At 42.5% G+C, this 21872-nt stretch carries 27 protein-coding genes; 13 read left to right on the top strand and 14 right to left on the bottom strand.

Annotation, left to right across the window (positions count from 1 at the left end; genetic code table 11):
• The first annotated feature begins 21 nt into the window (after positions 1-21).
• A complete protein-coding gene (locus tag ACZ43M_RS13160) occupies positions 22-414 on the top strand; it encodes a thiol-disulfide oxidoreductase DCC family protein (protein WP_464507857.1) in 393 nt (130 codons plus the stop codon).
• A gap of 42 nt (positions 415-456) precedes the next feature.
• Here ACZ43M_RS13160 and ACZ43M_RS13155 read toward each other — a convergent pair whose 3' ends face one another.
• Together ACZ43M_RS13155 and ACZ43M_RS13150 are read right to left on the bottom strand one after the other, a co-directional pair.
• A complete protein-coding gene (locus ACZ43M_RS13155; RefSeq protein ID WP_464507856.1) occupies positions 457-867 on the bottom strand; it encodes a VOC family protein in 411 nt (136 codons plus the stop codon).
• 83 nt (positions 868-950) lie between these two features.
• Positions 951-1502 carry a GNAT family N-acetyltransferase gene (locus tag ACZ43M_RS13150; protein WP_464507855.1) on the bottom strand — a complete coding sequence of 184 codons (552 nt, stop codon included), beginning with the start codon at positions 1500-1502 and terminating at the stop codon, positions 951-953.
• A 598-nt stretch (positions 1503-2100) separates the two neighbouring features.
• Here ACZ43M_RS13150 and ACZ43M_RS13145 point away from each other — a divergent pair.
• Positions 2101-3579, top strand: coding sequence for a SulP family inorganic anion transporter (locus ACZ43M_RS13145; RefSeq protein WP_464507854.1), 1479 nt, complete (start codon positions 2101-2103; stop codon positions 3577-3579).
• A gap of 44 nt (positions 3580-3623) precedes the next feature.
• On the opposite strand, the gene ACZ43M_RS13140 is transcribed toward ACZ43M_RS13145, so the two are convergent.
• Positions 3624-4412 (bottom strand): arylamine N-acetyltransferase family protein, encoded by a 789-nt coding sequence (locus tag ACZ43M_RS13140; RefSeq protein ID WP_464507853.1) that lies wholly within the window; start codon positions 4410-4412, stop codon positions 3624-3626.
• A gap of 62 nt (positions 4413-4474) precedes the next feature.
• Between ACZ43M_RS13140 and ACZ43M_RS13135 the strand changes: the two genes are divergently transcribed.
• From ACZ43M_RS13135 to ACZ43M_RS13115, 5 genes are all read left to right on the top strand, one after another.
• Positions 4475-5152, top strand: coding sequence for an SOS response-associated peptidase (locus tag ACZ43M_RS13135; protein WP_464507852.1), 678 nt, complete (start codon positions 4475-4477; stop codon positions 5150-5152).
• A gap of 183 nt (positions 5153-5335) precedes the next feature.
• Complete coding sequence (locus ACZ43M_RS13130) at positions 5336-5572, top strand: hypothetical protein (protein ID WP_464507851.1); 237 nt, start codon at positions 5336-5338, stop codon at positions 5570-5572.
• On the top strand, positions 5569-5802 hold the full coding sequence (locus ACZ43M_RS13125) for a hypothetical protein (RefSeq protein ID WP_464507850.1): 234 nt from the start codon (positions 5569-5571) through the stop codon (positions 5800-5802). The genes ACZ43M_RS13130 and ACZ43M_RS13125 overlap by 4 nt, the downstream gene beginning before the upstream one ends.
• 12 nt (positions 5803-5814) lie before the next feature.
• Entirely contained in the window at positions 5815-6048 is a 234-nt protein-coding gene (locus ACZ43M_RS13120; protein WP_464507849.1) for a hypothetical protein, read from the top strand.
• A 103-nt stretch (positions 6049-6151) separates the two neighbouring features.
• The gene (locus tag ACZ43M_RS13115; protein WP_464507848.1) at positions 6152-6769 is read left to right on the top strand and encodes an RraA family protein; all 618 of its coding nucleotides are present in this window, start codon (positions 6152-6154) and stop codon (positions 6767-6769) included.
• Positions 6770-7272: 503 nt separating this feature from the next.
• Here ACZ43M_RS13115 and ACZ43M_RS13110 read toward each other — a convergent pair.
• From ACZ43M_RS13110 to ACZ43M_RS13100, 3 genes are all read right to left on the bottom strand, one after another.
• Positions 7273-7770 (bottom strand): GNAT family N-acetyltransferase, encoded by a 498-nt coding sequence (locus tag ACZ43M_RS13110; RefSeq protein WP_464507847.1) that lies wholly within the window; start codon positions 7768-7770, stop codon positions 7273-7275.
• An 85-nt stretch (positions 7771-7855) separates the two neighbouring features.
• Positions 7856-8074, bottom strand: a complete 219-nt coding sequence (locus ACZ43M_RS13105) for a hypothetical protein (RefSeq protein WP_464507846.1) — start codon at positions 8072-8074, stop codon at positions 7856-7858.
• Positions 8075-8159: 85 nt separating this feature from the next.
• A complete protein-coding gene (locus ACZ43M_RS13100; RefSeq protein WP_464507845.1) occupies positions 8160-8618 on the bottom strand; it encodes a hypothetical protein in 459 nt (152 codons plus the stop codon).
• A 119-nt stretch (positions 8619-8737) separates the two neighbouring features.
• On the opposite strand from ACZ43M_RS13100, the gene ACZ43M_RS13095 reads away from it, so the two are divergent.
• Positions 8738-9796 carry an ion channel gene (locus tag ACZ43M_RS13095; RefSeq protein ID WP_464508022.1) on the top strand — a complete coding sequence of 353 codons (1059 nt, stop codon included), beginning with the start codon at positions 8738-8740 and terminating at the stop codon, positions 9794-9796.
• Between the two features lie 11 nt (positions 9797-9807).
• On the opposite strand, the gene ACZ43M_RS13090 is transcribed toward ACZ43M_RS13095, so the two are convergent.
• The 4 genes from ACZ43M_RS13090 to ACZ43M_RS13075 form a co-directional block, all read right to left on the bottom strand.
• Positions 9808-10245: an N-acetyltransferase family protein gene (locus ACZ43M_RS13090; protein WP_464507844.1), complete on the bottom strand. Its 438-nt coding sequence runs from the start codon at positions 10243-10245 to the stop codon at positions 9808-9810.
• Positions 10246-10300: 55 nt separating this feature from the next.
• The gene (locus tag ACZ43M_RS13085) at positions 10301-10819 is read right to left on the bottom strand and encodes a hypothetical protein (RefSeq protein WP_464507843.1); all 519 of its coding nucleotides are present in this window, start codon (positions 10817-10819) and stop codon (positions 10301-10303) included.
• The gene (locus tag ACZ43M_RS13080) at positions 10794-11942 is read right to left on the bottom strand and encodes an acyltransferase family protein (protein WP_464507842.1); all 1149 of its coding nucleotides are present in this window, start codon (positions 11940-11942) and stop codon (positions 10794-10796) included. Before ACZ43M_RS13080 ends, ACZ43M_RS13085 begins: the two co-directional genes overlap by 26 nt.
• Positions 11943-12076: 134 nt before the next feature.
• On the bottom strand, positions 12077-13669 hold the full coding sequence (locus tag ACZ43M_RS13075) for a long-chain-fatty-acid--CoA ligase (protein WP_464507841.1): 1593 nt from the start codon (positions 13667-13669) through the stop codon (positions 12077-12079).
• Positions 13670-13844: 175 nt separating this feature from the next.
• Between ACZ43M_RS13075 and ACZ43M_RS13070 the strand changes: the two genes are divergently transcribed.
• Positions 13845-14252, top strand: a complete 408-nt coding sequence (locus ACZ43M_RS13070; RefSeq protein ID WP_464507840.1) for a hypothetical protein — start codon at positions 13845-13847, stop codon at positions 14250-14252.
• Positions 14253-14371: 119 nt separating this feature from the next.
• The gene (locus tag ACZ43M_RS13065; RefSeq protein WP_464507839.1) at positions 14372-15262 is read left to right on the top strand and encodes an alpha/beta hydrolase; all 891 of its coding nucleotides are present in this window, start codon (positions 14372-14374) and stop codon (positions 15260-15262) included.
• A gap of 740 nt (positions 15263-16002) precedes the next feature.
• Here ACZ43M_RS13065 and pdxR read toward each other — a convergent pair.
• Positions 16003-17406, bottom strand: coding sequence for a MocR-like pyridoxine biosynthesis transcription factor PdxR (pdxR, locus tag ACZ43M_RS13060; protein WP_464507838.1), 1404 nt, complete (start codon positions 17404-17406; stop codon positions 16003-16005).
• A 94-nt stretch (positions 17407-17500) separates the two neighbouring features.
• Here pdxR and ACZ43M_RS13055 point away from each other — a divergent pair, with 94 nt between their 5' ends.
• On the top strand, positions 17501-17923 hold the full coding sequence (locus ACZ43M_RS13055; protein ID WP_464507837.1) for a GNAT family N-acetyltransferase: 423 nt from the start codon (positions 17501-17503) through the stop codon (positions 17921-17923).
• 257 nt (positions 17924-18180) lie between these two features.
• Here the strand turns inward: ACZ43M_RS13055 and ACZ43M_RS13050 are convergent, their stop codons facing one another.
• Positions 18181-18321, bottom strand: a complete 141-nt coding sequence (locus tag ACZ43M_RS13050; protein WP_464507836.1) for a YrzI family small protein — start codon at positions 18319-18321, stop codon at positions 18181-18183.
• 166 nt (positions 18322-18487) lie between these two features.
• A complete protein-coding gene (locus ACZ43M_RS13045) occupies positions 18488-18991 on the bottom strand; it encodes a YbaK/EbsC family protein (RefSeq protein WP_464507835.1) in 504 nt (167 codons plus the stop codon).
• 321 nt (positions 18992-19312) lie between these two features.
• On the opposite strand from ACZ43M_RS13045, the gene ACZ43M_RS13040 reads away from it, so the two are divergent.
• Complete coding sequence (locus tag ACZ43M_RS13040) at positions 19313-20068, top strand: GNAT family N-acetyltransferase (RefSeq protein ID WP_464508021.1); 756 nt, start codon at positions 19313-19315, stop codon at positions 20066-20068.
• 71 nt (positions 20069-20139) lie between these two features.
• On the top strand, positions 20140-21048 hold the full coding sequence (locus tag ACZ43M_RS13035; protein WP_464507834.1) for an EamA family transporter: 909 nt from the start codon (positions 20140-20142) through the stop codon (positions 21046-21048).
• Between the two features lie 32 nt (positions 21049-21080).
• Here ACZ43M_RS13035 and ACZ43M_RS13030 read toward each other — a convergent pair whose 3' ends face one another.
• Positions 21081-21800, bottom strand: a complete 720-nt coding sequence (locus ACZ43M_RS13030) for a YebC/PmpR family DNA-binding transcriptional regulator (RefSeq protein ID WP_464507833.1) — start codon at positions 21798-21800, stop codon at positions 21081-21083.
• Between the last annotated feature and the right edge of the window lie 72 nt (positions 21801-21872).

Here is a 21872-nt window from a genome sequence, read left to right as displayed (position 1 = left end):
GATTAGTAGGTGGTGAGAGAAATGTATCGTATCGTTTTATTTGATGGTGTATGCAACCTTTGCAACAGCAGTGTGCAATTCATTATAAAAAGAGATCCTGAAGGCCGATTTCATTTCGCATCCTTGCAAGGTGAAATTGGGAAAAACCTGGTTCATAAATTTGGGTTAAGTCATGATATCAACAGCTTTGTTTTAATAGAAAATAAGAAAGTCTATGTGGAATCGACTGCGGCACTTAGAGTGTGCAGAGGACTCAGCGGGGCATGGAAATACTTATCTATATTCCTCATTATGCCACGGCCTTTACGTGATTTCGTTTACAAAATCATCGCCAACAATCGATATAAATGGTTCGGAAAAGCCGATAGTTGTATGCTGCCTCGGCCGGAATGGAAAAATATATTTTTGGATTAAATAAAAATGTTCACGTAAGACTCTCTCACGTGAACATCCATATTAAGACTTTTGATAATTCAAATCCCAAATCAATCCAAATGCATCCTGAACCTTGGCGTATTTGGCTCCCCAGAATGTATCTTGCAATTCCATGTAGACGTTCCCTTTTTCCCGAAGAGAATCATAAATGGATTGAATCTCCTCTTCACTTTCAAAGTCCAATGTTAATGAAATATTGTTCCCGATGATTACCTTATTCCCAGGTGATGCATCGGACACCATGAGTACCAAATCGTCCTTTCTAAATTGGGCATGGATAATTCGCTCATCTGCCTCAGGTGGAGTTGGGTAATCAGCCTCTCCGTAGGTTTGAAGATTTGATATTTCTCCGCCAAATACGTCACGATAAAATTCCAGGGCTGCTTTTGCATTGCCATCAAACATTAAGTACGGTGTGATTTGTCCACGCATCTAAAACATCTCCCTTGATAAAATAACCTTAGTATTATTTACAATAAAAGGTCCGAAGAACCTGCAATTAATGAAATATTATATTAAGACCCTTGAAAAGAAGTTTTATGAAACCTTCCAATATACCGGAACAGGTCTTCCCCATGTTCCGGGAGGTCTGTGTTAGGCACCAATTTTACAAACATCGCCCGATATGTTTCCGGAACCCATATGTAGTGATGAATATAATCAGTTAAGGTGAATCCGCATTTTTCCCAAAAATGGATTCGCGCGAGGTTTTCTGGAGTGTCTTCTGCCTCGGTTTCTAATACAATACTTTCGAACTTGCCCTCTGGTAGGCACCATTCCTTTATGTGGTCAACCATCTCCCAGCCAAGCCCCTGGTTTTGGAAGTTCTCAGCCACTGCCAGATAATCAATCAGCAATGCCCTGATTTCTTTTAACCCGCCAGTCAGTGCCATTGCCACAACATCATCTCCAAACAGACCAACATGCAAATAGCAGATGTGTTTTCGAAACATGTTGATGATAATTTTTTCCGGTTTAGCCCCCTTTCCAGCAAAGGCATGCTCATATATGGGAAGAACCTTTTGCCACAACTCATCATTCCATTGATCAAACGTTATGAATTGCAATACTTGCCTACCTTCCTTCCTCGTTCATATTATATGCCAAATTATACCATGTTAAAGTCATAAAAAAGAACCTTTGACAGGAATCAAAGGCCCAAGCGAGAAACTAGCGGACAGCTAAGTTCTCAAAGTTAGGAGGTCTAAACTCAGAAGAATTTAAACAATTACATTTTACCATTTTCATAATTTTCGCACAACACTTTAAAGCAATAAAGTGAAAAAGTAATGCAAATGATATGGATTTAGTGGAGTATTCACCCTTTTATTTCCATTATAACGAGTCAATTGTCCTCATTGGGAGAGAGTTGATTATTATGAGGACAGCTGCATCTGGATTTACTCCGACTTTGTCCTCATTAACCTAGCATGAGGACAATTATTTCCACATTTCATCTAATCCTCCATTCCCTCAAAAAATTATAGATGTCTACCGGAAAACGAAGGAAAATAGCGTAAAACAAAGAACGGACAAAATGTGTCCGCTTTCATCGCATTTCACAAATTTGTCACATTCTATTATACTGTGTCTTGTTCACAACGGACCCGACTTTCATGAGAGTTGAAAGTCACAAAAATAAAAACAAAGGGAGAGGCGCGACGTTTGAATTTTAGTACAATAAAATATTCATGGTTTGGAAACATCAGGGGAGATATTCTTTCAGGAATTGTGGTTGCAATGGCTTTGATCCCTGAAGCAATTGCCTTTTCCATCATTGCAGGTGTAGACCCAATGGTGGGATTATACGCTTCGTTTTGTATTGCTGTGACCATAGCTTTTGTTGGCGGAAGGCCCGGCATGATTTCTGCAGCTACAGGAGCAACTGCCTTATTAATGACAACATTGGTAAAAGATCATGGCCTGCAGTATTTACTTGCTGCAACCATTTTAACTGGTGTTATCCAAATCATTATGGGCGCTTTAAAGTTAGGTCGTTTAATGAAGTTTGTCCCACGATCTGTGATGACAGGTTTCGTCAATGCCCTTGCCATTTTAATTTTTATGGCTCAACTGGTTCAGTTTAAAGGTGCATCCTGGCAAATGTATGCGATGGTTGCAGGAGCATTAGCGATTATTTATATCCTTCCTCGATTTACGAAAGCTGTTCCATCACCATTAGTCGCCATTATTGTGATTACTGCTATTTCGATCTTTTCTGGAAGTGGTGTTCGGACAGTTGGAGATATGGGTGAATTAGCGTCAACATTACCTGTGTTTTTAATTCCAGACATTCCATTTAACTTGGAGACGCTGCAGATTATTTTTCCATATTCTTTATCTATCGCCATTGTTGGATTAGTAGAAACCCTTCTAACTGCTTCAATTGTTGATGATATGACGGATACAGATAGTGATAAAAATAAAGAAGCGCGTGGTCAAGGAATTGCCAATATTGTTTCTGGTTTGTTTGGCGGTATGGCAGGATGTGCCATGATTGGTCAAACAGTAATCAATGTAAAGTCTGGCGGTAGGGGCCGCTTATCTACATTTGTTGCGGGGGCTTTTTTATTAACCCTGATTGTATCATTGCAAGGATTTCTCGTACAGATTCCAATGGCAGCACTAGTTGGTGTCATGTTTATGGTATCAATTGGTACGTTCGACTGGTCTTGCCTAAAAACATTACGAAAAGTGCCTGTTACGGATACGATTGTTATGGCAGTTACAGTTTTGACCGTTGTAAAAACCCATAACTTATCACTGGGAGTACTGGTTGGAATTATTTTAAGTGCAATCTTCTTTGCATCAAAAATCTCAAAAGTAAAGGTAACCAGCCTTTCTGCAAAAGGCGCTCATAATAAGGTTTATCACGTTTCTGGCCAGCTGTTTTTTGCCTCTGTAACGGAGTTTGTAAACAGTTTTGATTATAAAGAGAATGTAACTGAAGTGGATATCGATTTATCAAATGCTCACCTTTGGGATGACTCCGCTGTCGGTGCGATTGATAAAGTTGTAATAAAGTTCCATCAAAATGGTGTAGTCGTGAATCTAAAAGGTCTAAATACAGAGAGTATCAAGCTATTGGACAAAATTTCTGTTCATAACAGGCCAGGCGCCTTTGAGAAAGTTGCTAATCATTAATTATACAAAAAAACACGCTGATTTAAGTTTCAGCGTGTTTTTTGTCATATGTCTCCTATTTTTAAGCCGAAGTGCTCCTTTGCGAATTCCTTGAACCGACTCCTGTCAATTTCCTTCTTTACTTCCCTGCCGTCGATCCGCTCGGTGAAGGAAGTTTCGGATAACACCTTGCTGCCGCTCTCGGTTAGTACAGTTGCCAGAAGACCCTTATTAAAACCGGATGCCGGGCTCTCTGCAATTATTTTTTGAATATCATTCAAATCGATTTCATTGATTGGTGCTGTCGAATCAAATGCATAACCGACCGTCCAGTCGGCATGGCGGTGCTTAATTTTGATTTCCAAGATGTAATCACCATGCTCCGTCTTCTCTTTCCTGATCCTGAACTCCCCGTTTCGGGAGGAAACAGCCTCACCGCTCAGCGGCACAGGTTTTAATGGGATATTCCCGCCAAAACCTGTATCAACCAAGTATTCCTTCCCATTATGCAGCACAAGATTCAGAACATGTGTCCTCCCGGTTTCGCTCCAGGACCCGGCATTATGATTAAATACAACCCCGCCTGCCAACTTCACGTCAAAACCGTTCTCAAGTAAAAAGTAATGCAAAATGGAATTTAATTCGTAGCATACCCCGCCTTCCCTGCGAGTCAAAATTTTATCCATAACATTTTCCTTTGTGATGTCTTTGAAGGTATTATTCATGATGCAGATATTTTCAAATGGAATCGTAAATGCGGTTCTTTCCAAAACTTCATCCAAATTTTCAAAAGTAATTTTCTCCTTTTCGGGATAGCCAATTCTTTCCCTAAACAATTTATCGATCGTAGGCATCTCTTCACTCCTGTCCTATATTTTTGCTAAAATGAACGTAAGTATTTCACGAGGTGATCTATATGTGCGGCCGTTTTACACTGACTGCGTCGATTGACGAGATTCTTGACCGTTTTGATATTCAGGCATTTCTTGATGAAGAAAACTATGCTCCCAGTTACAATATTGCCCCATCACAGTCTGTATTAGCAATTATTAACGACGGGAAAGCCAACCGGATGGGATTTCTGAAATGGGGATTAATTCCGCCATGGGCCAAGGATATGTCGATTGGTTATAAAATGATCAATGCCCGTGCAGAGACAATCGCGGAAAAACCAAGCTTTCGCCATGCTTTTCAAAAGAAACGGTGTTTAATAATCGCCGATAGCTTTTACGAATGGAAGCGGCACGAGGATAAAACAAAAACGCCAATGCGAATTAAATTAAAGGGAGAAGATTTGTTCGCGATGGCAGGACTTTGGGAGCAATGGAAATCGCCTGAGGGAAAATCGGTCTTCTCCTGCTCAGTGATTACAACCACTCCAAACGAATTGATGACGGAAATTCACGACCGCATGCCGGTCATCTTAAGGCCTGAAGATGAACCAACCTGGCTGAATCCAGCCAATAAGGATCCAAGATTATTGTCGCATTTATTGGTTCCGCTAGATCATAAACGAATGGAAGCATATAAGGTTTCTCCATTGGTTAATTCACCGAAAAATAATTCAATACAACTCATTCAAAAAATGTGCTAATGCACATTTTTTCAGATACAGGACAAGTTGCCTACATGCACGTCCACCTTCCGACATAGGATGTACTAACCCATAAGTTTTTCCTTCTTAAAAGTGGCAGATGCCACTTTTCTTTTTTTGGTACATATCTAGTTGGTCAGGCGAATATAGTTTAAAAATACATCCTTTTTAGGAGATATGACCATGTTTATCCCGACGAGAGTCAATATTGGTGAGTTAAAATTGGGTAGTCCCGACCATAAAAGTGCGGTTTCCTTTGGTACTAATTTCATGATTGGAACCAATAGCACTGCCAAAAAAAATCAAGGCTTTGGCCAGCAGAGTGCTGATGCATCGGTCACGATCTGCCCTGTTCAGATTGTGTTTGAAGATGAAATCCTCGATATGCCGACTATAAAAAAAGGAAGTGTTGTACCTTGAATATTGCACCTATGTCGATTAATTTCTTGGCGTTTAAGGTAAATACGGTGGATAATAGTTCGATTGTCAATTTAGGGCCCAACCAATTTATTGACCAATTCACTTCCTATAAGCGCAATCAAGGCGTTGGGGAACAAAACGGTGATCTCTCCCCTGTTAACATCCCGATTTCCTATGTGGTAGATCCAGACGTTTCAGACAGTGCAACTTCTAAGAACAGCCTTATTTAAGGGGGGATATGGTTGCTATTTGCACCGATGGTTGTCAATCTAGGAAACATAAAGGTGAATGTATTGGACCATGCCTCGGTTCTTAATATGGGGCCGAATGTGTTTATAGATCAATTCGTCTCCTATAAACGAAATCAAGGCTACGGGGAACAGAATGGCGATTTTGCTCCAATATTTATCCCCATCTCCTATATTTCCGATGCAGATTTAAGTGACAGCTGGACAGGAAAGAATAGTCTTATTTAAGATTTTTGAGTCGTCAACGGTAAGTGTTGACGATTTTTTATATTTCCCAATATTTTCAGAATAATAGTATAATAGGTGAAAATGACGGAAAGAGGTTTTTATAATGAACAACCTTGTAAAAGAGTTCCAAAAGCTGCCAACTACCTGCATTTCAGATGGTATGGATGGATTAAACAACCTGGACCCTTCGATCAAACCGTTAAAAGAAGAATATAAATTAGCCGGCAGGGCATTCACAGTCAAGATTCCTGTCGGCGATAATCTTGCCGTTCTAAAAGCGATTCGAAACGCAAAGCCCGGTGATATTCTGGTAGTCGATGCCAAAGGAGACCAATACCGGGCAATTGCCGGTGATTTTGTCGTTGGTATGATGCAAACACTCGGAATCGGCGGACTAGTCGTCGACGGAGTGATTCGTGATATTATCGGCATCAAAGAGTTAAATTTCCCTGTTTTTAGCAAAGGAACGACAGTGGCCGCCAGCGGCAAAGCCGGAGTGGGCGAGATCAATGTCCCGATTTCATGCGGAGGAATGACCGTAAACCCTGGTGACATTATCGTTGGCGACGCAGACGGGGTAGTGGTCATCCCGCAAGAGTGCGAACAAGAGGTGTTAGCGAAATCCTTAAAAAAATTAACCAAGGACCAGGAACGTGAATCAAAGATTTCCGGGAATCGTGAGGCAATTTTAAAACATCTTGATCGTCTTTTAGCAAAATAAACGGGAAGCCCCCTTTCCTTAATTGAAGTAGCAAGTGATATTAGATAGGCGGAGATTTTCCGGTTAGTCTTGTGAATAGGGCTCGGTTCGGGGAATTTAAGCGGAGGTTTTCCGCTTAAGCAAAGAAAAATCACTTATTTTCACGTTTTTTGAGTCAATAACCGGAATTCTTCCGTCTATTTAGGCTATTTTCGGAGCTTTTTCTTAAATAAGAGAAATTTCTCCGCTTATTAATCAAACTCGCTTTATCGTCTAATGAACTTGTACAACTCAATGAGGTCACACACACCCTTTCCTTATGAGGATGGGGGTGTGTGCTTATTTCCGTGTCCTAAAAAGCTTAGAAATCCCTCGAAATATTTTTTGAAAAAACCTAAAGATACCTGCAAAAAGACGAAGTATTCCGTGGAAAACAACTTCTAAGATAAATTCAACAATGAGCTCAAACAGAAAATTCATGATAGTTCCTTTCGTGGTAGGTACCGAATAATATGCCCATTCATTTATAGTGCTAGATGATAAATAAACAACTCACCCTTACTCCCCATTGTCCGAACGCCCTGGTCTAAAAATCCACATTTTTTGTATACATGCTGTGCCAATCCATTACCAAAATTGACGGCTAGTATAATTTCGTTGATATCAGGAAAATGCTGTTTCACAAACGCTGGCAGCAATTCCAAGGACTTCTGGGCAATTCCCCTTCCCTGAAAAGAAGTATTGACCGAATATCCCCGCACCAGAATGGCATCCCGATTATTCCAGTATTCCTTCACGCCTTCCCACCCATGCAGGACAAAAAAGCCTGCAGGTACACCATTATAAAAAATAATAATCGGATATCGGGTACGGTCCTTTTCGCAGGCAAGCAGTGCATCCAACGGGTGCGCGGTAAACTTAGCCTGTTCTTCCGGTAAGAAATAATCTTCAAAATAATTTCTATATGTATCACGATAAAAATCCAACACGACGGTTTCTTTTGAAATAGATGGCTCCCCCATTTTCATTTCCCCCTGCCAAATGTAAATTCCATTCATATTTTATCAGAAAATGGAAAAAGGAGCCCACTACAAGGACTCCATCACGTTAAATTTTATTTCCTGCCAGCCATTCCTTCACATCATAAATGGCTTTGATTTCACTTTTAGTTTTTTCAAACACCTCGACTGCTCCATCGATAGAATAAGACAAAATATAATGTGTTGGCGTTTCGGTAAGCACTCGAAAAGAATCTACGGCTCCGTCCGCCATTTCTACCATATACACGTTACCAGAAATAATTTTTTCCACTGGGGTAATATTCAACAGTATCCCTCCTCTGTCCACTACATTCAATCTATCAAACTATGGCCACGAGGAACTGCAAAAGTTTTGAAAAATTAAAGAATATTTAACCCCGTTTACTACCCCTTGCTATACCAATGCAAGACGAAATGAACGCAGAAAGGCACATTCCCATCATGAAAGTCATCCAATTAAAATAGATGGAATTCGTATATTGGTTGAACCAGCCGAATCGAAAGATCCTTGAATCTGGTTGTTCCGGTCCACCACCCAGTTCCGTTACCAAGTTCTTTATAAAAGCCATCTCTGCAAAGAGTAATAAAATAATAACGATAACAGACAATATCAAGCTGATTTTTACAGACACATGGGTCATGAACCTGCCAAAAAGAAATAAGAAAATAAGATAAATGGGAACAGTCGGCATCATGAATAGGATGCCGAAATTACCATTCCCCGAATACTGGTTGGGTTTTATCGTCACCTCATGTATCATGATAAACCCGCCAGCACTTAAAACGAAAAATACGAGCAACAGGACAGTCTGCTTCTTTTGGCTCTCCATCTATTAGCCCCCCTCCTTAGTGCTTTTTATGCTTGAATGAAGAGAAACATACTTTTTTGGTGAAAGTTGGGAAATATAAAATTACGAATGACTCACAACAGGGATGATCGCTCTTGGGGATGAAGGTAAAAAAGCTGCTCTATCACTTGATTAAACTTCGGGACAAGATATTTGTTCCATTTGTACTTTTATATATTTTACTGGCAAGTCTCGGGATATATCTCATTGAACCGAAAACATTTGAATCGTACATAACCTCGATTTATTGGGTGCTGACCACGCTGGCAACGGTCGGATTCGGGGACTACGCCCCTGTTACGGACCAAGGAAAGATTTATACGATCTTTATGTACGTTACGGGGATTGGACTTGTTAGCGTTTTTATCGGTAAAATGATTAAATCTGTCTATTTGATTGACAGAATGAAGGTTGGAGGAAAAATGAAATATACTGGCAAGGACCATATTATCTTGATTGGATGGAGCGCGAAATCCAAATTGGCGATCCGGGAAATTTTTAAATCCGACAAGAAAATGGATATCGTCATTATCGATGACCTAAAACAAGCGCCAATGATGGAAGAGCGGCTATATTATGTGCGCGGCAATGCCACAGAAGAAGAAACATTACTTAATGCAAACCTTGCAAAATCTAAAGGTGTGATTATCTTTGCCGACCAAATCACCCAAGATAACTACGCCAATCGCGACCCCCTGCTGGTCGATGGCAAAACCCTGTTAATAGCTACCGCCATCACCACTCTGGAGGAAAAGCTAAAAAAAGAAATACACGTCACTGCCGAGGTAATCAACCAGGACCATATTCAATTGTTCAAACATGTCAAAGTGGATGAGTTTATTCCGACGCAGGAAATGATTTCTCATGCTGCAGTAAGATCGCTATTCTCCCATGGTGTCACCAATATTTACTCGGAATTGATGAGTACACAGCATAGGGAGACTATGTATGAAATTCCGAAGCAGCCTGAATGGAAAACTTATCGGGATGCGTTTATGGATTTGCTTAATAAAGGAGCCACCTTGGTCGCCGACCGCAGTGACCTCCATATCAACCAAAAGCTCGACCAGCCCATACCGGCCGATGCCCAGTTGTTTGTCATTTGTGATAAGGAAACGATTAAAGAGTTAAACCCGGAAATGAAGACAAAGGATGCTTGAAGGCATCCTTTTTATACGGATAAGAAATAAAAGTAACTTGATTCTTTTTGAAACCCAATTTTTTCATAAAGCCGTTGGGCAGGTATGTTATCATTGGCCGTTTCCAGGAAAAGTCCCTTTGCACCTGTTTCTACAGCCAATTCAGCAGCCTTGGCTATTAGCTGTTCACCAACACCTTTGCTGCGGGCATCTTTTTTCACGTATAAATCGTTTAACACCCACACCCGCTTCAGGCTCACCGATGAGAACGATGGATATAGCTGGACGAAGCCTGCAGCCGACTCCCCATCATAGGCAATATAAATTATCGACTCATTGTTCTCTATTCTTTCCTGCAAAAACTCTCTTGCCGCGGGCAGGTTGCTTGGCTGCTCGTAAAACTGTCTGTACAAGTCAAATAGTTCTGTTACTGCTTCTAATTCGTTCAGCGTTGCTTTTGTTATAATCAAGATGCATCCTCCTATTCCTTAATAAAATTCACCATTCTTATTTTAATTCCCTGCACTATTCTTCAAATTGAATAAATTCGCTCGGGTTGGATCTGATTTTCTTGCCGATCTTCTTCAACGTTTCTGGTGAAAATTGGATGAAAAGTTTATGAAGGGGTTCTATCTCTGATAGTAGTTCATGATCTTTTTCTATATCATTATATGAGACTGTGAAATCATCCAAACTGTTTGGGAACCCCCTCGCCTCTAGGACCGTTTCTATTTCTTCAACCAGCATGTAAAAGGCAGCCGCTCCAAAGTATTGGAGCCCAGCCTTCATCGCTGCCCACGATTTCGGCTGTGCATAATAATAAGCACTCCACCAATAAAATTCCGCCAATGACTTATTTGCATGATTGTAGTACGCCTTAAACATGAACAACGCTTTTTGACCCGTAGTCAATTTTTGAAAAAGCTCCTCTTTAACCTTTATGTTTTTCCCGCGAATAAACGGGATAAAGGGTTCAAAACAAGCTGCCCCAAGGTTTGAATCATCTATCGAATCAAAATCACTTCTTTTCAGAGAGCTCAGCATATGTGGCGGCTCCTTTCTTCCCTTTCACAGGCTTTACTTTCACTCCAAATACCCATCTGAAAACCGCAATCCGCTTTATCATAAACTCGTAAATAAACAAAGAAATTAGAAAGGTTAACACCAGAATGATCAATAACGACGGCAGGACGCTAAGATTCCATTTTAAGATAAAATATCCGACCACAATCAACACACTTTGATGCAGGATATACACGGGAAACGCTGCTTCATTCATATAAGGAATAGCTTTGTGATTGAAGTTCAAAAACTTATGACCGTATCCTAAAATCACCATCAAGGTTAATACAACATTGAACGACCTTAAAATATTTAGGATGATGTCTGCTCCTAGAAAAGCATGCCCTTCGTGAAGCCTTTGCAGTAACACGACCCATGTGGGCACCAAAACAAACAGAGCAATAAGCCCTATTCTCCGAACACCGTTAAACATCTCTTGGTAGCTTGGGTGACTGCAGGTTATGAAACCCAGGATAAAAATAACAAAGAAAAAGAATGGATTCTGCCCGCCTGGTGCCGGTAACGCTTGGCTTCCCGCCAATAAGATGAAAAGTGCCAAGAACACCGATGGCCTGCTGCAAACCTCATTGAATTTTTCAACGTTTCTACTTCGAAAAAATGAGAAGACCGGCAGTGCTGCTAACGATAGCACAAATAAATACAAAATGAACCATAGATGAGCAGGCGTAAACGTGCCAAAATAACCAGAAAGGTCACTAAAATCAGTAAAGTAGTTTTTTAAAAAAGAAAAATAATTCCCCGCGGTACCAGTGTGACTTAATTGTGCAAAATAGCCTTGCGGAGGAATAATAAAGAATATCCCAAAAATAAGCGGAATCAATAACCGATTCACGCGGTCCTTGACATATTGCTGATTCGACCTCCGCTCGAGCGCATACCAGCTTGCCGAACCGGCCAGCCAAAACAGCAATGGCATAAACCAATAACTAGTAACGGCAATAAACCAGCTTAATCCCCAGCTGAGCTCCTCACTTTTCACATAGAACGGATCCCAATAATCAAACGCTCTTGCCGAATGAAACGGGAATAACAACAGAATTCCTAGATTTCGTAGCCAGTCAATATCATATCTTCTTTGGCTCATTAACATCCCTCATTTTATTTTTGCTAGATTCATTGTAGAGATTCTAGATGGATTGCACAAGAAAAAGTTTCCATATTTTAAAAATAAAAACAGCCGCCATAGGTTCGGGACCTGCAGCGGCTCGATTAAGCTATTTAATTTACAAAACGATTCGATTTCCCTTTGGCACGCCAATATTCATCGCGCAGATGGACCTTTTGGATTTTTCCAGAAGCGGTTTTCGGCAGCTCTTTTACAAACGTGACACTGGTTACCGCCTTGAAATGGGCCAATTTTTCTCGAGAGAATGCAATGATGTCAGCTTCATAGACTTCATCCCCTTCCCTTAGCACCACATAGGCGTGAGGGGTTTCGCCCCATTTTTCATGCGGGACGGCAATAACAGCGGCTTCCAAAACGGCAGGATGCTCGTAAAGCGCCCCTTCTATTTCAATCGAAGAGATGTTCTCCCCGCCACTGATGATAATATCCTTCTTCCGGTCAACAATATCGATATGGCCGTAGGCATCAACTGTTCCCATATCCCCTGTGTGAAGCCAGCCATTCCGAATGGCTTCCATTGTTGCTTCCCGATTTTTCCAATAGCCCAGCATGACGCCGTGGCTCCTCGTCACAACCTCACCGATTTCCATTCCGTCATGGGCAACTTCTTCCGCATGCTCGTTAACCACCTTCACATCAGCGCCAATCATTGGGTAGCCAGCCTTCGCTTTAATGCGGGCTTTTTCTCCGGCTGTTAAGTGTTCCAGTTCTGAGCGAATGGTTGAAACCAAGCTTAATGGCGATGATTCCGTCATCCCATACACCTGGATAAACTCCCAGCCTAGTTCCTTTTCCACCCTGGCAACAAAAGCTGGCGGCGGTGCGGAACCGGCGATGACTACCCGAACAGGCTGCCCAATTTCCGGGAGATACTTTTCATAATACTGCAGGAGCGAATTCAACACGGTCGGAGCCATATGGAGCACCGTGACCTTCTGCTCAATAATGGCTTGAAAAATGGACTCAGGCGTTGCCTTTCGCAAACAAACGTGTTTGGCACCATTAGCAGTGTAGTAAAACGGTGAACCCCAGCCATTCACATGGAACATCGGGAGAACGTGCAAGTAAACATCCCGGTCAGTGACGCGCAGGTGATGCATGGAACTTAGCGCATGCAGATAATTATTTCGGTGCGTCAGCATAACACCTTTAGGATCGCCGGTAGTGCCGCTAGTGTAAAGCAGACTGCACACGTCATTTTCGTCAAGGTCGGCCCGTTGGAAACTTGTTTGTGGATAGCTGGCCAGCCAGTTGTTGTAATCGGTTTCATTCGTATCCGCCTCTTTATAATGGACGATAATGTGCTCAACCGTAGTGAGCTCTGCCTTGATTGGTTTGATCAAATGGTATAGATCCTGGTCAACCAAAAGAACCTTCGATTCACTATGATTTAAAATAAACAAATATTCCTCAGGCTTTAAACGAATATTGAGCGGTACCATAATCGCGCCAAGCTGAAATACCCCATAAAAACCTTCAAGTATCTCGACAGTGTTTGGTGCAAGATAAGCAACGCGATCGCCTTGCTCGACGCCCAGGTCCTTCAAACCGTGGGAAAGCTGATTGACACGCGCATTTAGTTCCTTGTATGTAAAACTGCGCCCATCGCAATACACACCCTGCTTGTCCCCATACAATGACACGGCCCGGTCCAAAAAATGCGGCAATACTAAAGGTACATTCATTTCCAACGCTCCTTTGCAAAGTTTTTGAATTTTCCAACTAATATTATTCTATCATACCAATTTTTAAATAAATAGAAAAAATTTGTCAGAAAATAAATCAATTTCTTCGTGATCTAGTGGTACTATTTTTTGGAAAATCCCATAAAATAGAATATACGTTCGTAGGGAGGCGAGGATGTTGCTAAAAAGTAATGAGTCCTTGATTACAGGAGAGATGTTGGTCAAGTATTACGAACTGAACAAGAAGAAAAAGGAAATTGAGCTGGAAATGAACCAATTAAAAGATGTTTTCCAAACATATTTTAATAATCTTGTAGGCACTGACCATAAAGGTGAAATTACGATCAGCGGGTACAAATTGCAGCGGCAGGTTCGAAAAACGGAAAGGTACAACGAGGTGGAAACCGTTAAGAGATTGGAAGAACTGCAATTGAATGACCTGATTCAAGTCGTGAAAAAGCCAGATGATACAAAAATCAAGGCTGCACTGGACTTGGAAATTTTGAAACCCGAGCAATTGGAGGGCTGCGTCGTGACGACCCTCTCCCCCGCTATTTCGGTAAAACCGCTGACGCCAAGGTAACGGGCAAATTTTCTTGAACCCATGAAGCATGGGTTCTTTTTTACTTTTTTAAAAAAAGGAATTTATAAGAAATATAGCGAAGTACTAATACGTATCACACCAAAAGGGGGAATTATTTTATGCCAAGTCAAGAAAGTTTGATGGTAAAACAATTACTTAAAGCCTCTTTAACAAACCAAACGCAAGAATTTAGCATTGATGCCGCGCGTCGAGGATTGGAGGCATTATCCGCATTCACTCCTGTGGCTCCTGATGTAAAAGTGGAAAGGTTATCTGTTGAAGGCATTCCGGCTGAATGGGTCACGGCACCAAATGCCAAAGAAGAACGCGTCTTCCTTTATTTGCACGGCGGGGCATACATAATGGGCAGCTGCAACACCCATAGATTCCTAGCTTCCAAACTTTCACGTTCAACAGCCTCGCGCGTTCTCGTGCCAGAGTATCGTCTAGCCCCTGAAAACCCTTATCTAGCGGCTGTTGAGGATGCACTTGCCGCTTACCGCTGGTTAGTTAACTCAGGCATTTCTCCTGAGAATATCATCATTGGCGGAGATTCTGCCGGGGGTGGCCTAACCTTATCGACGCTTTTATCGTTAAAAGAAGCTGGCGAGAGGCTGCCGGCCTTGGCTGTGCTCTTGTCGCCATGGACCGATTTGGCCGCAACTGGTAAGTCCATGGAAACGCGGAAAGACGCAGACCCTTGGTTAAAACCAGAATCCACTCGCTCGACACCAGCTTTATATATTCGTGAATTGGACCCGCGTGACCCGCATGTGTCGCCAATTTATGCTGATTTATCCGATCTTCCGCCAATGCTCGTACATGTAGGCAATGATGAAATTCTGTTGGACGATTCGGTTCGCCTCGTCGACCGCGCTACTGCTGCTGGTGTAGAGATTAGTTTCAAAATTTGGGATGACATGTGGCATGTGTTCCAAACGTTTAACATTCCCGAAGGCCAGCAATCGGTTGATGAAATTGGCGAATTTGTTGTGGGGAAAATGGGATAGGGATTTTATTAAGGCGCCTGGAGGTGAATCTTCCAGGCGATTTTTTAAGATAATTTGTTGCTATATAAGTTATGAACGCTTCATAGTGACCGGCTCGCGGGATTTTCCAGGGCGAAGGGTCTTATGAACGCTTCATAGTGACCGGCTCGCGGGATTTTCCGGAGGCACGGATCTTATGAACGCTTCATAGTGACCGGCTCGCGGGGATTTTCCGGAGGCACGGGTCTTATGAACGCTTCATAGTGACCGGCTCGCGGGATTTTCCGGGGGGACGGGTCTTATGAACGCTTCATAGTGACCTGCTCGCGGGATTTTCCGGGACGAGGGGTCTTATGAATGCTTCATAGCGACCGGCTCACGAGATTTTCCGGGACGAGGGGTCTTATGAACGCTTCATAGTGACCGGCTCGCGGGATTTTCCGGAGGCACGGGTCTTATGAACGCTTTATAGTGACCGGCTCGCGGGAATTCCCGGAGGCACGGGTCTTATGAACGCTTTATAGTGACCGGCTCGCGGGAATTCCCGGAGGCACGGGTCTTATGAACGCTTTATAGCGACCGGCTCACGAGAATTTCCGGGACGACGGGTCTTATGAACACTTCATAGCGACCAGCTCGCGGGAATTTCCGGGGCGACGGGTCTTATGAACACTTCATAGTGACCGGCTCACGAGAAAATCCAAAGGCACGTGTCTTATGATCGCTTCAATTCCCCCAAAAACCTTCCACAAACCCAAAGACTAAATCCCCCAAGCCTCAGCCAAAAGCCGTATCCCTTCATCCATCTCAGACTCCGATAACCCGCCATAGCCAATGACCACTTTCGGTCCACCCTCAACTACTCTCGGATCATCATAATAAACAGACACTGGATATACCTTTACTCCGGCCAACATTGCCGATTCGACGAGCTCCGCTTCCGTCAAATCAACCCTTACCTCCAATACGATATGCAACCCCGATTTCTCCCCGATTACTGCAACATGCTCGCCCATATAACGACGAATGGCAGCCAGCAAACTCCCATGCTTCCGACGATAAAGGGTTCGCATCTTATTCAAATGGCTTTGCCAGTGCCCTTCTTTCATAAACCGAAAAAGAGTGTCCTGATGAAGCCGCGAAACGGTCTGCTTATAAACAGCAAAGTGCTCCTGATACTTGTTCAACAGCTTCTGAGGCAAAACCATATAGCTGATACGGATGGACGGAATCAAGGCTTTTGAGAAAGTCCCCAAATAAACAACTCGCCCGCTGGTATCCAGACCTTGAAGTGAAGGAATCGGCCGGCCCTTGTAGCGATATTCACCGTCATAATCATCCTCAATAATAAAGCCATCCTTTTCCTCCGCCCACTTTAATAACTCCATTCTCCTTGAAACCGGCATGACCATTCCGTATGGAAATTGATGAGACGGAGTTACGTAGGCAACACTTGCATCCATTTTTTTCAAGAGTCTGACATCCAGACCATCTTCATCCAAAGAGACCGGAATAGTCCGAACGCCAAAGTCCTCCATAATAATTCTTGTTCGATGGTAACCGGGATTCTCAACCGCAAATACGCGGTCTTTCCCTAAAATCAAGCATAACAGTCCCATCAGTACCTGGGTTCCCGCTCCGATTACGATTTGATCGGCCGTACACCTAACCCCTCGCGATTGAAAAAGATACTGAGCAATTTCATTCCGAAGCGCCCTATCTCCTTGGGGATGGCCCATATTAAAAAGCTCTCCCTGGTCGTGATAGAGCGCTTGAATACTCAACTTCCTCCAAATAGAATACGGGAAATATTCCAAGTCAACCTTACCTGAATTAAAATCGATCATAAGCGGAGATGGCTCAGGTTCGTCCACACTGTTTTCATCTGGTGTAACCTGCTTATGTAACAATTCCTCTTCTATTTCTGCCACGAACAGTCCTTGTCGAGGTTTACTCTCCACATATCCTTCTGCCGCTAACTGATCGTAGGCCGCTTGAATTGTATTAAGACTTAACCCAAGATGTTGGGACAACTTGCGTTTGGATGGCAATTTTTCCATTGGCCGGATTCTTCCATTAAAAATCTCTTCCTTAAAGTATTGTGCAAGCTGTAAATATAGCGGTGTACTGCTTTTTTCATTAAAGCTTGGCGTTAGTTCAAACATCTGCAGCCCCCTTCTGGTACCATCAAAAACTTGAAATCTGATACTTTTGATTATATCAGCTTTAGGTAAAATTTAGTTAAAAGGAGGAATACAAATGATTAAACAACTTAAAACCCAACAAGAATGGCTGGATGCTTTCCCGGTAATGAAGCAATTGCGAACTCACCTTGATGAGCAAAGTTACTTGGAACTAGTGGAAGAAGCTGTCCAAAAAGAAGGCTACCAATTAGCGGCCCTATACGAAGAAAAACAAGTCGCCGCTGTAGTCGGCTATCAGCACATGATTACCCTTTATAATGGCAGAGCAATCTGGGTTTGCGATTTGGTCACAGATTCCAAGTATCGTTCAAAAGGCCATGGTGCCGCTCTTCTGTCCTACGTGGAAGCTTGGGCAAAGGAAAATGGCTACGGAATTGTTTCCCTATCATCCGGGGTGCAGCGGTTGGACGCTCATCGTTTTTATGAAGAGAAAATGGACTATGACAAGGTCAGTTATGTTTATTTAAAAAGACTGTAATAAAAGGTATTCACAAAGCGGGAATCACTTCCTGCTTCTTCATGAAAATTCACCCTTTGGTAAAGAATAGAAAAAGAACATTCACCTGTTTACGTAGGAGAGATTACAACATAACTGGATGGAACAACCACCGGGACCGCAAAACAATGAAGAGCTGGCAAAAAATAAAAATGACTCCTAGAAGCATCTGGGAGTCGTTTCATTTGTTCAAAGGACACTCTTCATAGCCTGCACTAGAAAGATGTCCTTCATCCAAGTTACATCATATGAAGCATTGATATTTGCCGGTCTCTGTTTTCATCATAAAGCTTTTCAACCTGCTGTTGATGGATGGCTGCTTCTAGAGTTGCCGCCTTTTTTCTAATCTCAATCGTAAAAAAAATTATATTAAACGTCATCGCTAACGCCTCCCTAAGATTTTCCTTTAATTACCTTTATTATAAGAGGATTGCGATGTCATGAAATCAAGACTTCGGCTGAGATTACCTACGTCTTAAGTCTGAAAAAAAGCAACCGTCACCCAAGACGATTGCAATCATATGTACTGTAAATTAACTAACCACATTACCCTGTATGTTCCGTTAGCTCATCTTCTTCCTCCCAGCCTTTGCATACATCCACCCAATCTTTAGCAAATGAATATCGCGCAATCTCCTCACAGGTTAATTCAATCGCAGAGTTAGTACTGCCACAGGCAGGGAATAGAGTCTCGAACCGCTTCATCGATACATCCAGATAAACCTCGAGTTTATTTATTAAACCAAACGGGCAAACACCGCCAATAGCATGTCCAGTTTGTTGCAGCACCTCTTCAGGTGTCAGCATACGCGCCTTCATGCCAAATGTATGCCGGAATTTTTTGTTATCAATTTTGGCATCACCGGCTGCCACGATCAAAATGGCGTTTTCACCTTCACCTCTGAACGATAGTGTTTTGGCGATTCGGGCTGGAGCGACGCCAATTGCGGCGGCTGCTAGCTCAACCGTTGCACTTGAAGTATCAAACTCCATAATATCCTGGTCTCGATCCCATTGTTTAAAATGCTCTCTTACACTTTCAATTGACATCCATTTCCATCCTTCCTTTTTCGACTTTAAAAAGTATAGTACCAATATTCCCACAATTAAACAACAATTATGCTTTAATTCTTTTATCCGTTAAAGCGTAATGCAAGGTACCTGACACAGCGGTCTAGATCCCCTCCTGCTATCGTAGCTCACCTACATGCTAGCACTCCGCTACCACATAGATACAAGATTAATATCACAAATATTCATCTCTTGGAAATAGCACTGAAACAATAAAATATGATTTAATTAAGATAATATTTGCAATTTTTGGAGGTTACTAACTTGAAAGACTTATTAAAAAAAGTTCTGGAGCTTGATATGGCCTATCTGGATACCTTTACGAACCGAATAAATAGAGACTGGGGTTATTTGTTCTATAATGAGGCGCAGCCCAGCTATTACGATGCCAATCATGCTCAAATTGTTGATGTACCTGCCAACCCAAAAGCTATAATTGAAGAAGTCATACAATTCTATAAAAATAAGAATTTAACACCGCGTTTTTATATTTATTATCCTGAAAATCACATAAATCTACTTCAAGAATTACCTATTTACGGATTTAAGTACGAGGAATTAATCAGCCCCGTGCAAACCTGGACCAAAGAAATCCATGAGCACCATTCCAATGACAAGGTGACAATTGAAGTTGTTTCCGAAGCAAATTTCCAAGAGGCGTTGGAAATTGAGTGCAACATAACAGAATTTGGCGGCCGCGAAGTCCGCGAAAAGGCATTTCCAGAGGAGTTCAAGCATCCCGCCTACACCCATTATCTACTGCGTTATGATGGTGTCGCCTGTTCCACAGCTTGTATATTCGAGCATAACGGCCTGGCTCGAATGGAAAGTGTGGCAACGCTTGAAGCGTATCGAGGGAAAGGCTTAATTGGCGAGTTGATACTTCATATTCAAAAAGAGGTACAAAAACGTGGAATTCAACATTTGTGGGTGTTTCCAATTAATGAACGAGTTGAAAAGGTTTATGCAAGATATGGGTTTAATACAGTGGGTAAATTTAAAACAGGTCATGCCTATACATCTGGAAAAAGCATAAAAGAGCTCCAAGGAAAATAATAGATTGGGGGAGCGGCCTTCGGGTACTCTTTTTCAATAAAACATTTAAGGCTGGATTGGAGGATACATAGATGACAACACAAGGCGCAACCATGCCCTATCCACGGACAAAAGGGATACTACTCGTCCTGATTGCGGCGACATTTTGGGGTGTTTCCGGTTCGGTGGCACAATTTCTTTTCCATCAGCAAGGGTTCAGCTCAGGCTGGCTGGTCGTAATCCGCCTGTTATTTTCGGGTGCAGGCTTACTATTGTTTGCCCATACCGCAGGAAAACAAAAAATATGGAGCGTTTGGAAAAATAAACACGATATCCTGCAGCTCATTATCTTTGGTGTGATCGGAATGCTCGGGGTGCAATATACCTACTTTGCTGCCATTCAATACGGAAACGCCGCTACGGCAACGGTGCTTCAATACCTGGCACCGGTGATTATTGCGGCTTACCTTTGTCTCAAATCAAAATCATGGCCGTCCAAAAATGAATCTATCGCCATTATACTTGCACTCGGTGGAACGTTCCTGCTGGTAACCAGGGGGAATGTAAGTGCCCTTTCCATATCACTCCCCGCCTTTATTTGGGGAATCTTGTCCGCGTTTGCACTGGCGTTCTATACCCTCTATCCGGGCAGGATGTTGGCAAAATGGGGTTCATTGATTACGGTTGGATGGGGGATGCTCATTGGCGGGGTCGCGTTCAGTTTCATCAGTCCTCCTTGGGTGTTCCAGGGTACCTGGTCACTCCCATCGTTCGTGGCCGTGGTATTCGTCGTCATTTTTGGAACTTTAATTGCCTTTTTCTGTTATATGGAAAGCTTAAAATATATCACGGCATCAGAAGCAAGCCTACTCGCCTGTGTCGAGCCGATGTCTGCTGCATTTCTGGCTGTTGTCTGGCTTCAAGTCTCGTTCGGCGTGGCTGAATGGATCGGATCATTAGCCATCATTGCAACCGTTTTTATTTTATCAGTCAAAAAATAAGCAGACCTTCAAAAAAAGGTCTGCTTCTCTTCTTATTCACCCAGGTCAACGTTATGATAAACCTGCTGAACATCCTCTAAATCTTCCAGTACATCAATCAGTTTTTCAAATTTCGCCACTGCATCTTCCGGAAGTGTAATTTCGTTTTGAGCTAGCATGGTGAGCTCCGCAACTGTAAATTCAGTTATACCCGCGTTCTTGAATGCTTCCTGAACAGCATGGAACTGATCTGGTTCGGCGTAGACTAACACCTGCTCGTCTTCCGGAATCACATCGCGGACATCGACATCCGCTTCCATCAACAATTCGAGAACCTCTTCTTCGTTTTTGCCTTCAACACCGATAACAGCTGTTGCATCAAACATATAGGCAACAGATCCGCTGACACCCATATTGCCGCCATTTTTTCCGAACGCGGCCCGAACCTCTGATGCTGTGCGGTTTACGTTATTTGTCAAGGCATCCACGATGATCATCGAACCGTTTGGACCGAAACCTTCATAACGAAGCTCATCGTAGTTTTCTTCTGAACCGCCTTTTGCCTTATCAATCGCCTTGTCAATAATATGTCTTGGCACATTGTATGTTTTGGCGCGTTCTAGGACAAATTTTAAACCTTGGTTTGCATCCGGATCTGGCTCGCCTCTGCGTGCCGCAACATAAATCTCACGGCCAAATTTTGCGTAAATTCGGCTTGTGTTTGCGTCCTTTGCTGCCTTTTTGTCTTTAATATTGTTCCATTTACGACCCATAAGAACACTCTCTTTCTTATTTGATTCTGCACTTTTCTATTATAAAGCAAGAATCGATAACTTCAATACTTT

Source organism: Neobacillus sp. B24, from assembly GCF_055381825.1.
This window is presented reverse-complemented; position numbering and strand designations above follow the sequence as displayed.